The 13,105-nt window shown below is 46.5% G+C and carries 15 protein-coding genes; 13 read left to right on the plus strand and 2 right to left on the minus strand.

The genetic code is table 11. From position 1 onward, the window contains the following. Positions 1-241 precede the first annotated feature (241 nt). From mlaF to murA, 7 genes are read left to right on the plus strand one after another with little or no spacing between them, the layout of a single operon-like run. On the plus strand, positions 242-1,042 hold the full coding sequence (gene mlaF, locus J3U76_RS06420) for a phospholipid ABC transporter ATP-binding protein MlaF (RefSeq protein WP_208005101.1): 801 nt from the start codon (positions 242-244) through the stop codon (positions 1,040-1,042). Then, the gene (gene mlaE, locus J3U76_RS06425) at positions 1,032-1,811 is read left to right on the plus strand and encodes a lipid asymmetry maintenance ABC transporter permease subunit MlaE (RefSeq protein WP_208005102.1); all 780 of its coding nucleotides are present in this window, start codon (positions 1,032-1,034) and stop codon (positions 1,809-1,811) included. Before mlaF ends, mlaE begins: the two co-directional genes overlap by 11 nt. A 6-nt stretch (positions 1,812-1,817) precedes the next feature. Next, positions 1,818-2,291 (plus strand): outer membrane lipid asymmetry maintenance protein MlaD, encoded by a 474-nt coding sequence (mlaD, locus tag J3U76_RS06430; RefSeq protein ID WP_208005103.1) that lies wholly within the window; start codon positions 1,818-1,820, stop codon positions 2,289-2,291. 28 nt (positions 2,292-2,319) lie between these two features. Next, a complete protein-coding gene (gene mlaC, locus J3U76_RS06435; protein WP_208005104.1) occupies positions 2,320-2,958 on the plus strand; it encodes a phospholipid-binding protein MlaC in 639 nt (212 codons plus the stop codon). Continuing rightward, complete coding sequence (locus tag J3U76_RS06440; protein WP_208005105.1) at positions 2,955-3,239, plus strand: STAS domain-containing protein; 285 nt, start codon at positions 2,955-2,957, stop codon at positions 3,237-3,239. Before mlaC ends, J3U76_RS06440 begins: the two co-directional genes overlap by 4 nt. Next, positions 3,226-3,486 carry a BolA family protein gene (locus tag J3U76_RS06445; RefSeq protein ID WP_208005106.1) on the plus strand — a complete coding sequence of 87 codons (261 nt, stop codon included), beginning with the start codon at positions 3,226-3,228 and terminating at the stop codon, positions 3,484-3,486. Before J3U76_RS06440 ends, J3U76_RS06445 begins: the two co-directional genes overlap by 14 nt. A 13-nt stretch (positions 3,487-3,499) precedes the next feature. After that, the gene (murA, locus tag J3U76_RS06450; protein ID WP_208005107.1) at positions 3,500-4,756 is read left to right on the plus strand and encodes a UDP-N-acetylglucosamine 1-carboxyvinyltransferase; all 1,257 of its coding nucleotides are present in this window, start codon (positions 3,500-3,502) and stop codon (positions 4,754-4,756) included. A 179-nt stretch (positions 4,757-4,935) separates the two neighbouring features. Here murA and degS read toward each other — a convergent pair whose 3' ends face one another. Then, positions 4,936-6,033, minus strand: coding sequence for an outer membrane-stress sensor serine endopeptidase DegS (gene degS / locus J3U76_RS06455; RefSeq protein ID WP_208005108.1), 1,098 nt, complete (start codon positions 6,031-6,033; stop codon positions 4,936-4,938). A 182-nt stretch (positions 6,034-6,215) separates the two neighbouring features. Further along, positions 6,216-7,574, minus strand: a complete 1,359-nt coding sequence (locus J3U76_RS06460) for a DegQ family serine endoprotease (protein ID WP_208005109.1) — start codon at positions 7,572-7,574, stop codon at positions 6,216-6,218. 292 nt (positions 7,575-7,866) lie between these two features. On the opposite strand from J3U76_RS06460, the gene zapE reads away from it, so the two are divergent. The 6 genes from zapE (at position 7,867) to J3U76_RS06490 (ending at position 13,066) form a co-directional block, all read left to right on the plus strand. Continuing rightward, complete coding sequence (zapE, locus tag J3U76_RS06465) at positions 7,867-8,979, plus strand: cell division protein ZapE (RefSeq protein ID WP_243454113.1); 1,113 nt, start codon at positions 7,867-7,869, stop codon at positions 8,977-8,979. Positions 8,980-9,414: 435 nt separating this feature from the next. After that, positions 9,415-9,843, plus strand: coding sequence for a 50S ribosomal protein L13 (gene rplM, locus J3U76_RS06470; protein ID WP_208005110.1), 429 nt, complete (start codon positions 9,415-9,417; stop codon positions 9,841-9,843). Positions 9,844-9,858: 15 nt separating this feature from the next. Then, positions 9,859-10,251 (plus strand): 30S ribosomal protein S9, encoded by a 393-nt coding sequence (gene rpsI, locus J3U76_RS06475; RefSeq protein ID WP_208005111.1) that lies wholly within the window; start codon positions 9,859-9,861, stop codon positions 10,249-10,251. A 276-nt stretch (positions 10,252-10,527) separates the two neighbouring features. Then, positions 10,528-11,118: a ubiquinol-cytochrome c reductase iron-sulfur subunit gene (gene petA, locus J3U76_RS06480; RefSeq protein WP_208005112.1), complete on the plus strand. Its 591-nt coding sequence runs from the start codon at positions 10,528-10,530 to the stop codon at positions 11,116-11,118. Between the two features lie 2 nt (positions 11,119-11,120). After that, entirely contained in the window at positions 11,121-12,338 is a 1,218-nt protein-coding gene (locus J3U76_RS06485) for a cytochrome b (RefSeq protein ID WP_208005113.1), read from the plus strand. Continuing rightward, positions 12,335-13,066, plus strand: coding sequence for a cytochrome c1 (locus tag J3U76_RS06490; RefSeq protein ID WP_208005114.1), 732 nt, complete (start codon positions 12,335-12,337; stop codon positions 13,064-13,066). The genes J3U76_RS06485 and J3U76_RS06490 overlap by 4 nt, the downstream gene beginning before the upstream one ends. Positions 13,067-13,105: the final 39 nt, after the last annotated feature.

Here is a 13,105-nt window from a genome sequence, read left to right on the forward strand (position 1 = left end):
AAAGCTGGTGATGATATGCGACTAACAAAATACAGCTAATGAGTCGTTAGCGTTTCTGCATAGTGATAGACGCAATATAATAAGAGTCTATGGCATTTATATCTGTATTGACGTCAAGGCTTGGCGTCTTATTGAGGTGTTTAAAGGCAAGAACTGAGATCTGGGTGCAAGGCGTAGTGCTTTTGGGTTGCTGAACGATTGGGGAACTCATACAATTCCTTCTTTTCATTGGGGAATCAGTTTGAGCCAGAACCTTGTAGAAATAAGGGATCTTTGCTTTGGCCACGGTGAGCGGACCTTATATGACCGCATTAACCTGCAGATCCCTAAGGGTAAAATTACCGCCATTATGGGGCCAAGCGGCATTGGTAAAACCACAATGTTACGTCTAATTGGTGGCCAAATTAAGCCACACAGTGGTGATATTTTATTTGATGGTCAGTCTATTCCCTCTATGGGGCGCGCGCATCTATATCAGGAGCGTCAACGTATGGGGATGCTATTTCAAAGTGGTGCCTTATTTACCAGCATGTCGGTATTTGAGAATGTGGCGTTTCCGTTGCGTGAGCACAGTGGGCTGCCTGATGCCATGATTGAAACCATCGTATTGATGAAGCTTGAAGCGGTGGGCTTGCGTGGTGCCGCGCATTTAATGCCGTCAGAGTTATCGGGAGGTATGGCACGGCGTGCTGCGCTCGCTAGGGCGATAGCTCAAGATCCTGAATTGATTATGTATGATGAGCCTTTTGCTGGCCAAGATCCTATTAGTATGGCGGTCTTAGTAAAGCTAATAGCCGAGCTAAATAAAGCACAGGGGCTTACTTCTATTGTGGTGACCCACGATGTCGATGAGGTAATGAGCATTGCGGATTATGCGTATATTATTGCTAATAAAAAAGTCATTGCCGCAGGCACGCCAGATGAGCTGCGTCAGCAAACCGATCCGCAACTCGTGCAATTTTTACAAGGAGAGGCCGATGGACCTGTGGCTTTTCATTATCCTGCGCCTTCATTTAGGGAGTCGTTAACCCATGTTGATTGATGTAATAGGGCGCTTGGGCCGTCGTGGCATCGACAGTGTGACGGCAGGCGGGCGGGCCGGCATTATGCTAACCCACGCATTAGTAGGGCGCCCACAACCTAAAAAGCATTTCCCGCTCTTGGTTGAGCAATTACGGGTGGTGGGGGTGCAATCGGTCGCCATTATTCTCGTATCAGGCCTTTTTATTGGTATGGTACTAGCACTACAAGGCTATAACGTTTTGGTGGACTTTGGTGCCGATGGCATGCTGGGTCCTTTGGTGTCTTTGTCTTTACTGCGTGAATTAGGCCCTGTGGTCACCGGCTTGTTGTTTGCTGGGCGAGCAGGTTCGGCACTGACCGCTGAACTGGGCTTAATGAAAACCACAGAGCAGTTATCCAGTCTCGAAATGATGGGGGTTGATCCCATGCGCCGAGTTGTGGCTCCACGCTTTTGGGCGGGTATGATTAGCATGCCGTTGCTGGCGCTCATGTTTAGCCTTATTGGTATTTGGGGAGCTAAACTAGTAGGCGTAGACTGGTTAGGCGTCGATGAAGGGGGCTTTTGGTCTGCCATGCAATCGGCGGTGGAGTTTAATCAAGATATAATGCAAGGCTTTATCAAGAGTTTGGTATTTGCCCTCGTTGTGACCTGGATTGCGTTGTTTAATGGTATTGATGCCAAGCCAACCGCAGCCGGGATCAGTCAAGCCACGACCCGTACTGTGGTTCATTCTTCTTTGGCGGTATTGGGGCTCGACTTTGTGCTTACCGTCGTCATGTTTGGATAAAATGAGATGAAATACAGCAAATTAGAACTGAGTGTTGGCTGCTTTATGTTAGCTGGAATTGGCGCCTTGTTACTGCTGGCTTTTAAAGTGGCAGGGGTAAACGTTAAGGGGCAAGGCGAAACTTATACCCTCTATGCTAAATTCGATAATATTGGTGGGCTAAAAGTACGCTCGCCTATTAAAGTGGGTGGCGTAGTGGTGGGTCGAGTGAGCGGCATACAGCTGGGTGAGGCTGACCAAGTGCCGCTGGTTACGTTAACCGTGAGCCGTAGTGCAGGGGAGTTTTCTGAAAGCAGCACCGCGGCCATTCAAACCTCAGGTTTATTGGGTGAGCAATATTTAGGATTAAGCCCAGGTTTTGCCGATGAAGAAATGGGCATTGGCATGTTGAGTGATGGCGACTTTATTACCGATACGCAGTCGGCTTTGGTATTGGAAGAGCTGATTGGCAAGTTTATTTACTCTATTGGTGATAACTAAGCATCAGCATCTTAGCGAGGAACACACAATGAAAAAATTATTAGTTTCAGGACTCTTATTGATCGTCGGTACATGGGCACCTTTGGCTACGGCGTTAACCTTAGAGAATCCGTATCAATTAATCGATGAGGTCGCCCAAAGTACCTTTGATCGACTTAATAATGAGCAGCAAAAAATTAAAGCCGATCCTAAGTATTTGCGCACCATAGTGCGTGAAGAAATGCTGCCAGGGGTGGATGTGCGTTTTTCAGCCTATCGAGTGATCGGTAAGCAGCTGAACAATACCACGGCCGAGCAAAGAGAGCAGTTTGTTGATGCCTTTAGTGAATATTTAGTGGTGACCTATGCCGATGCCTTGGCCGCGTATGATGATCAAACACTGGATATTGGCACGGGTAAGGTGACGGATGCCGATAAGTTGGTCTCTATTCCTGTTGCGGTATTGGAGCCGAATAAACCAAAAATTCAGTTAGAATTTAAGCTGCGTAAAAATAATCGTACCGGCGAATGGCGTGTATTTGACATGATTGCTGAGGGCATCAGTTTACTGTCTGCGAAGCAAGGTGAGCTAAGCGGTCTGATTCGTCAGAAAGGAATTGAGCAAGTAACACAAGAATTATACGCTCATACTAACAAGCCGGTTACGCCACTGGAACGTAAAGAATGAAGCTGACCCAGCCGTTAACACGCAAGTACTTGGCGTCTTATTGGACGCAGTGCCAAACTTTATTTACTCACCGTCAAGCTGACTTAAGTGGCTTAAGTGAGATAGATACGATTGGGTTGGCATTTTTAGTGCAGTGGAGCCAAGCTCTGGCTGCTGAACAAAGGCCATTAATGCTGTTAACCCCCCCCGCCAGCTTTTACCCTCTTGCTGATTTATATGGAGTTGGCTCTTTTTTTGAGCTAACCGATACCCCTGCTGGGAGCCAAAATGGAACTGAATAATCAAGTAGAGCAATTATTACGCCAAGCGCTGCCTTTAGATGAACTCTATGTTAAAAGCGAAGGCAATCACTGTAATGTGATTGCTGTGTCTGCTGAGTTTGCTGATATGAGCCGCTTGAAGCGACAACAGGCCATTAATGGTCCATTACGGGAATTGATAGCAGAAAATACCATTCACGCTCTCACCGTGAAGACGTTTACTCCCGAGCAATGGGCTCGAGAACGAAAATTTATTATGCCTTCCTAAGGCGGGAACCCAAATGGATAAATTTATAATACAAGGGCCGTGTCGGCTTGCCGGTGACGTCACTATTTCTGGTGCGAAAAACGCAGCCTTGCCGATTTTATTTGGCACACTGTTATGTGATGAAACCGTTACTTTATCTAATGTGCCCAAGTTAAAAGATGTGGATACCACGCTACAATTGCTCGCCTCTATGGGGCTAACGGTTGCCGAGCAAGGTAAGCAATATGTGATATCCGGTGCGGTTAATAATCATATTGCCCCTTATGAGTTAGTGCGCACCATGCGCGCTTCTATCTTGGCATTAGGGCCTTTGATGGCACGTTTTGGTCAGGCGGATGTCTCTTTACCCGGTGGCTGTGCCATTGGTGCTCGCCCAGTTAACTTGCATATTCATGGCCTAGAGCAAATGGGTGCCGATATTCGTGTAGAAGAGGGCTACATTAAAGCGCGCGTCGATGGCCGCTTAAAAGGCGCTCATATTTTGATGGATATGGTGAGTGTGACCGGTACCGAGAACTTGCTGATGGCGGCGGTATTGGCTGAAGGGCGTACTACCATTGAAAATGCGGCGCGTGAACCAGAAGTGGTTGATTTAGCAAACTTCTTAAATGCTTTAGGCGCTAAAATACAAGGTATTGGTCAAGACACCCTGATTATTGATGGGGTAGAGGCACTGCACGGCGGTGAATATAGCGTACAGCCTGATCGTATCGAAACCGGTACTTTCTTAGTTGGTGCAGCGGTAACTGGCGGTGATGTCACTTGCCTTAATACTGCCCCTCACTTGCTAGAAGCGGTATTGGTGAAGTTAAAAGAAGCGGGGGCAGAAGTAGAAACCGGTGCAGACTGGATCCGTCTTAATATGACAGATCGGGTATTAAAACCTGTGGATATTAAAACCGCGCCTTATCCGGCGTTTCCAACAGATATGCAGGCGCAGTTTACGGTACTGAATGCGGTGGCCAAAGGGGTAGGCCGAGTCACAGAAACCATTTTCGAAAATCGCTTTATGCATGTCCCTGAGCTGAATCGCATGGGAGCCAGTATCGAGCTAAATGGTAATCTTGCGATTTGTGATGACACCGAGCAACTTACCGGTGCTACTGTGATGGCGACCGACTTACGGGCTTCTGCCAGTTTAGTATTAGCCGGTTTTGTGGCACAAGGCACAACGACGGTTGATCGTATTTATCATATCGACCGCGGTTATGAGTTTATCGAAGATAAGCTGTCAGCCTTAGGCGGTAAGATCGAACGCATTAAAGGTTAACGCACAGTCTTAAGCAGTCAGCCGTAAGCTATCAGTTGAGATAGAATTTGCAGCCGTAGAGCTAAAAAGGGCCCAGGTGTCATACATCTGGGCCCTTTTTATGTTTAGCTTTTACTGATAGCTGATAGCTGATAGCTGATAGCTGATAGCTGCCCGATTGGCTGCCTGTAGGGCTGGGGTTATCGTAAGCGTTGAAAGCGTCTGTCTTCTTCAACAGTAATGGGCAGGGTTAATAGTTTGCCATTACGTAGTAGGGTGATGTTAACAATGTCTCCCGGACGTGTTTCGGCCACTTTATCCATAGCATGACGGGTATTTAAAATTGGTTTGTCGTTAATTTTTAATAACACGTCTTCTTTTTGAATACCGGCCTTAGCTGCGGGGCCTTGCTCATTAAGGCCTTCCACAAATAAACCCGTGCGTTCCCCCATATTTAGCAATTGTGCCATCATAGGCGGAATATCAGCCCCACTGATGCCTAAGTAACCCCGGATCACACGGCCATGACTAATAAGCTCCTGCATAATACGATCCGCTAAGGCGTAGGGAATAGCAAAGTTAATGCCGTAGCTTTCTTGATGCGCCAAGCTTTGAAATGAAGCGGTATTAATACCGACGATTTCCCCATACACATTAATGAGTGCGCCACCTGAGTTGCCAGCGTTAATGGCGGCATCGGTTTGCAGTAAGTCTTGGCGGCCATTACTGTCTGGCCCCATGCTCGATAAACCGGCGCGTCCAGTGGCACTAATAATACCTTGAGTAATGGTTTGCCCTACGTTATAGGGATTACCAATGGCGAGCACAATATCCCCGACCTGCGGGGCTAACTCGTTATCTTGTGGAATTACGGGTAATTGTTCGGCAGTAATTTTTAACACCGCAAGATCCGTGGGCACATCAAACCCCGTCACTTCACCATTAAGAATACGGCCATCTTGTAAGGCAACAATCACCTGATCAGCATCAGCAATCACATGGTAGTTGGTTAACACATAACCTTTTTCAGACATAATTACCCCAGAACCTAAGCTGGTTGCGCTTAAAAGAGGGGCTTGCTCATCGTGTTGAAAACTGCGGGTATAAATATTCACCACCGCAGGGCCGGCGCGATTAGCGGCATAAGAAAAGCTAGCAATGCCTACTTGCTGGTTACGCCACCAATGCTCAAAAGGTTGGCTTTTAAGTTGCGGGAACAGTAACAGCAAAAGTAGCGCCATCAGGGTGCCAAAGGCGGCCGCCTGCAGAAAATACCGAATAATCAAAGATAGGCGCATATTAACCATTGAAGCCGATTTATTAACAACAGAGCAACAGCATAACACAAAATGGGAATATCGAGCCTAGCTGACTCAGACGAAAGAAAAGAGGGCAAGAGTAAGAGAGGGTTTACGAAAGTAAGCAACGCTTAGCGCTGCTTACTTTCGTTATTAAGGGCGTGTTTGGTTAAGTTAGCGTATTAACGCAAAACTAAATACAAGGATGAATTACCGCGTTGAATATTCAAGGCAATAACGTCGGGTTTATCTTGAATAATTTTACGTAACTCATTCAAGTTTTTGACGCGTTTTCGATTCACACCAATAATCACATCACCTTCCTCTAGGCCGGCTCTGGCGGCTGGGGTGCGAGGCGACACTTCAGTAATTTTGACCCCTTTCACCTTATCTTTGCTATCGGTTTTAGATAAGGTGGCGCCTTTGAGTGCATCATTTAAGGTGTCAGCGGCAATGGTCTCAGTGTCGGCATGAGCCAGAGTGACATCCACTTGTTGTTTTTTACCGTCGCGAAATAAGCCTAAGGTGACGGTTTTATCGGCACCCGTGGTGGCGACTTTGGCGCGTAACTCACCAAAAGAGCGGACCGGCTTATCGTTCAGGCTGATAATGATATCACCGGCTTTAAGGCCCGCTTTATCAGCGGAGGAGCCTTCAATAACCTGGCTTACAAAAGCACCATGTTGACTGCGATAACCAAAGGTGCGAGCCAGCTCAGAGGTCAGCTCTCCGCCCATTACACCCAATACCCCACGGCGTACTTCGCCAAATTCTACAATTTGCTCGGTGAGGTTTTTAACCATATTGGCCGGAATAGCAAAGCCAATGCCAATATTGCCGCCGCCTGGGCCAAGAATGGCGGTATTAATGCCGACCAAGTTACCTTCTAGATCTAATAAGGCGCCGCCTGAGTTCCCTGAGTTAATAGCGGCATCGGTTTGAATAAAGTTTTCAAGATTACCCACATTTAACCCCGAGCGACCCAAGGCACTGATAATCCCAGAAGTGACCGTTTGCCCAAGACCAAAAGGGTTGCCAATGGCAATGGCAAAGTCGCCAACGCGCAGTTGGTCTGAGTCGGCATAGCTAATTTCTACTAAATCTTTGGCATCCACTTTTAATAAAGCGATATCACTTTGTTTGTCACTACCAATCAGCTCGGCTTTATATTCTTGGCCATCAATCAGGGTAATGAGAATTTCATCTGCATCACTAATCACGTGATTATTGGTGATCACATAACCTTCTTTGGCATCAACAATCACACCTGAGCCTAAAGCCTGAAAGGGCCTTTCTTGCAGTTGCTGGCCAGGACCATTAGGACCAAAGAAAAATTGAAAAGCGTCGGGTAATCTTTGGCGGCTGACTTTACTACCGGAAACAGAAATATTAACCACTGCCGGTGTGACTTTTTCTAGCACTGGCGCCAAGCTGCGAACTTCGCTGGCAGCGCTTAAGGGGAGAGCAGCTTGGGCATGGGGTAATAGCGCCATGCTTAGGCTTAATGCCAAGGCAGAGACCAAAGGAAGTCGAGTTGTCATATAAATACTCCTAAGTAGAGCGATGCATGAAGAAATCAAGGTGTTAAAAAGTGTGTATTCAGACCTATATTAGCCAATAAGAGTTCCAATAGGGGCGATTTTTATTATTGGGTCAAGTGACGAAAAGGCAACGGGCATCTGTTGGATGTGAAGCTATGCCCTAACGATAAGATATTAAAGCGCGAAAAAGGTGTTGTCGGCATTGTGTGATCATCTTGGCTTCACCTCTACCGAGAACCCAGTACACTGGTCACCTGTTTCTTTTTACCAGTAATCTAACGGCTTAATGTTTATGACGTTGAATATGACTCCCAGTGCACGGTATCAAGCTGATTTACTCGGTGACAATTTTGTGGCCGACGCAGCCCAAGCTAATGCGGTAGCACACTTGCAGCGTTTATTTGATGAGTTGCAAACTGAACCCACAGAGGCTGTTAAATTAAGTTGGTGGCAAAAACTGAGTGGCCAGACACCGCCAGTAAAGCACAATATTAAAGGGCTGTACTTTTGGGGTGGGGTAGGGCGCGGTAAAACTTATCTTATGGACACCTTTTATCAATGCTTGCCCTTTGATAATAAAATGCGGGTGCATTTTCATCATTTTATGTTGCGAGTACATCAAGAGTTACAACAGCTTAAAGGGCAGGCAGACCCGCTAAAAGTCGTGGCTGAGCGCCTAGCCAAGCAAGCGCGCATTATCTGTTTTGATGAGTTTTTTGTTTCTGATATTACCGACGCCATGATTTTAGGCACCTTATTTGAGTATCTGTTTGCACAGGGTGTTATTTTGGTGGCAACCTCTAATATTCCCCCCAATGAGCTCTATAAGCATGGTTTACAGCGTGCTCGTTTCTTACCGGCGATCGACTTAATTCAAGCGCGTTGTGAGGTGGTCAATGTTGACTCAGGTATTGATCATCGGCTACGCACGTTAACGCAAGCTGAAATTTATCACTATCCACTCGATGCAACAGCCAGGTTAAATCTAGAAAGCTACTTTATCCGTTTAAATCAAGGAGCCGGCCGTTGGGAGCAAGAAATAGAGGTCAATCATAGAAAGCTAAAGACCTTGGCCGAAGGAGAGGAGGTGCTCTATATTGATTTTCAGCAATTATGCTGCACCGCGCGTTCACAAAATGATTATATAGAATTAGCGAGACGCTATAACAGTGTACTGCTTGCTAATGTGTGTGCAATGGACACGAATAATGATGATGCAGCGCGGCGCTTTATTGCCATGGTTGATGAGTTTTATGAGCGGCATGTAAAACTTATTATTTCGGCCACAGTGCCCATGGAGCAGCTCTATACCCAAGGGCGTTTAAGCTTTGAGTTTAAGCGCTGTCTTTCTCGATTGACTGAAATGCAATCTCATGAGTACCTCGCCCGTGAGCACTTGTCTTAAATAAACCAATGCTAACTTGCAACTGGGCATGCAACAACTCAATCGAGATAAAGGTAAAGCCGGTGATAGCTGGAGTTGCGCGCTGTGCTGTTATCGCCACTTTTTTATGGGGCATAGCAAGATAACTTTTGGCTTATAGTTAGTTTTTTAAACAGAAAGATCTTTCTTTAGCGTTGGGGGAATGCCAAAATATGCGGCCCAGTATCAGGGCATGATATTGGCATAAGGCTGAGCGAACCGACTATCTTTAATGGGCATTAAAAATAGTAGGTGATTTTTAAGGCAACTTTACCTATAATCGCTCTGCCCACGTTACACTGCTGTCTAACGGACGGCATCACTGTAAACAGACTGATACTCGAAGGGGTATGTGTTTGCTCGTGTTTTGCGCAATAGCGCAAGTGTATATTCATTTTAAGTAATTTGGGTTCATCCATGAAAACTTTTGTTGCTAAGCCAGAAACCGTAAAGCGTGACTGGTACGTTGTTGATGCAGAAGGCAAAACTCTAGGTCGTTTGGCCACTGAGATTGCACTTCGTCTGCGTGGTAAGCATAAGCCAGAATTTACTCCGCATGTTGACTGTGGCGATTATATCGTTGTCGTTAATGCCGAGAAGGTTCAGGTAAGCGGTAATAAATCTGAAGACAAAATCTACCACTCTCACACCGGTTTTCCGGGTGGCCTAAAGTCAGTTAGCTTTGAACAGCTGATTGAGCGTAAGCCTGAGATGGTTATTGAGTCTGCCGTTCGCGGCATGCTGCCTCGTGGCCCTCTAGGTCGTGCAATGTTCCGTAAGATGAAAGTCTTCTCGGGCGCGCAGCACAACCATGCAGCGCAACAACCACAAGTACTGGACATTTAAGGCGGGATTAGGCAAATGGCAGAAACTCAATACTACGGTACTGGTCGTCGTAAAAGCTCAACTGCACGAGTATTCGTGAAGCCAGGCAGCGGCAATATCGTAATCAATAAGCGTTCTTTGGATCAGTATTTTGGCCGCGAAACTGCCCGTATGGTAGTTCGTCAGCCTTTAGAACTGGTTGAAATGACTGAAAAATTTGACCTATACATCACAGTTGCTGGTGGTGGTATCTCTGGTCAAGCTGGTGCGATTCGTCACGGCATTACGCGTGCCTTGATGCAATTCGACGAGACATTACGTAGCTCATTGCGTAAAGCAGGCTTCGTAACTCGTGACGCTCGTAAAGTTGAGCGTAAGAAAATCGGCCTACATAAAGCACGTAAGCGTCCTCAGTTCTCCAAGCGTTAATTGGGCAGACGGTTACAACAAAAGCCTGGGTTTTCCCCAGGCTTTTTTTTATGTATGTTGAAAAGTTTTCGTGTTATTTACGCTTTTTTAAAGCAGATCAACGAATGAGAAGGCATTAATTGATACCTTCCTCTAACTTGTAAAATGCCTCGTTTTTCTTTAGAATTTCTAGGTTTAGTGACAGTTGAAACCATAATATCCGCCGCAATTGTCACAAGTCGTCAGACGCATGGAACGAACAATAAACGCGCGGAGACCAAATGGGAGAGTTTTTGGATGAGCAATGCGCCAGTTGATACCGGTCGCCGCAGATTTCTGACCTGGTCCACCGCAGCTGTGGGTGGGGTCGGTGCTGCATTTGTCGCTGTACCTTTTATATCTTCATGGAATCCTAGCGCCAAAGCAAAGGCGGCCGGGGCTCCTGTGAAGGTTGATGTCAGCAAAATAGAGCCGGGCCAGTTAATCCGAGTAGAATGGCGAGGTAAGCCCGTATGGGTGGTTCGTCGTAATCAAGCCACGCTAGATTCATTGGCTAAGCTTGATGACCAGTTGCGAGACCCTCATTCCGATGAGCCGCAACAGCCGGAATATGCACAGAACGAATACCGTTCAATTAAACCTGAGTTGCTGGTAACCGTAGGTATTTGTACCCATTTAGGGTGCTCACCTACCTATTTACCGGATTCTTTTGGTGAACAAGTGAAAGGGGTAACCTCTGGTTTCTTCTGCCCTTGTCACGGTTCCAAGTTTGATATGGCAGGCCGCGTTTTTAAAAGCGTTCCTGCTCCATTAAACCTGGTTATTCCCCCTTATCACTATGTCAATGACGCGACCATTTTAGTGGGCGAAGACAAGGAAGGAGCCTAAGCATGCTGGGTAAACTCGTATCTTGGATTGACGAACGGATCCCGATGACGGCGACCTACAACAAGCATGTAGGCCAATATCCGGCGCCAAAAAACTTTAACTTCTGGTACTTCTTTGGCTCTTTAGCCATGTTAGTGCTGGTCAACCAGATCCTAACGGGTGTCTGGTTAACGATGAATTATAATCCGTCGGGTGAGGGTGCGTTTGCCTCAGTCGAATACATTATGCGTGATGTAGATTACGGCTGGTTACTGCGCTATATGCACAGTACTGGGGCTTCTGCGTTTTTCGTGGTGGTGTATCTGCACATGTTCCGCGGCCTAATTTATGGATCATATCAGAAGCCCCGTGAGCTGCTGTGGCTATTTGGTATGTTGATCTTCTTGGTATTAATGGCAGAAGCCTTTATGGGTTACCTGTTACCTTGGGGACAAATGTCATACTGGGGCGCGCAGGTGATTATCTCGCTATTCGGGGCGATTCCCGTGATAGGCGATGACTTAACCCTGTGGATCCGCGGTGACTACGTTATTTCTGGTGTGACCCTAACGCGCTTCTTTGCGTTACACGTGATTGCATTGCCATTAGTGTTAGTGATCTTGGTGTTCTTGCACATAGTTGCATTGCACGAAGTGGGCTCTAATAACCCAGACGGCATTGATATTAAGAAAGTAAAAGATGAAAACGGTTGGCCAAAAGACGCGATTCCGTTCCACCCTTACTACACCGTAAAAGACGTAGTGGGCGTGGCCGGCTTCTTGTTTATTTTTGCCTTCTTTATCTTTTTCTTGCCAGAAGGGGGCGGTTACTTCCTAGAAGCGCCAAACTTTGAAGCGGCTAATAGCTTGAAAACCCCAGAGCACATTGCTCCAGTATGGTATTTCACGCCGTTTTACGCCATTTTGCGTGCTGTGCCTGATAAATTGGCCGGTGTTATCTTAATGGGGCTGTCTATTGCGGTACTCTTTGTACTGCCGTGGTTAGACCGTTGTAAAGTTCGCTCATTCCGCTATCGCAGCAAGCTGCACTTGTGGAACATCATTATGTTTGTGATCTGCTTCATTATCTTGGGTGTGTTAGGAACCTTGGCGTCTACGCCGGCTCTTACCTTATTGGCGCAGATTTGTTCATTTGGTTATTTCGCTTTCTTTGTGCTGTTATTTTTCTACAGTAAGAACGAAAAGACTAAACCACTGCCAGAGAGGGTGACATTCAAATGAAGAAGTTAATCATTGCTGCACTCGCCTTTTTGCCAGCATTGGCCTTTGCCTCAGGTTCGGTCAAGCTAGACAAAGCGAATTATGATCTTACTGATAAAGCGTCACTACAAAGCGGTGCTAAGTTGTTTATGAACTACTGTGCCGGTTGTCATAGTACTCAGTATCAGCGTTATAACCGTGTTGCTGAAGACTTAGGCATTCCTGAAGATGTGATGCAGGCGAATCTTAACTTTACAGGTGTGTCTATTGGCGACCTGATGGAGAACTCGATTCCTGAGAAAGACGCGGCCAATTGGTTTGGTGCTCCGCCACCAGACTTAACCTTGGTTGCACGCGTACGTGGTGAAGATTGGTTATACACCTATCTGCGTTCTTTCTATAAAGATGATGAGCGCCCCTTTGGTGTCAATAACTTGGTGTTTCCATCTGTGGGCATGCCCCATGTGTTAGAACCATTACAAGGTAGTGCAACCTTAAAGACTGAGGTTCATACGGTAGATGGAGAAGAAGTGGTGACGCCGGTTGGCATCGAAGTTGATGGTAACGGTGAGCTAACGACAGAAGAATACGATAAAGCTGTGTTAGATATTGTTAACTTCTTAGCTTACTCCGCTGATCCCATTAAGCTAGAGCGTCACCGCATCGGTTACTGGGTGCTGGGCTTTTTAGTGATTTTCTTCATCTTTGGTTATATGTTGAAGAAAGAATACTGGCGTGACGTGCACTGATTAGACAGGGTCTAATCTAAGTTTAGGGACGGCAATGGT

Source organism: Oceanisphaera pacifica, from assembly GCF_017498065.1.
Lineage (GTDB): Bacteria > Pseudomonadota > Gammaproteobacteria > Enterobacterales > Aeromonadaceae > Oceanimonas > Oceanimonas pacifica.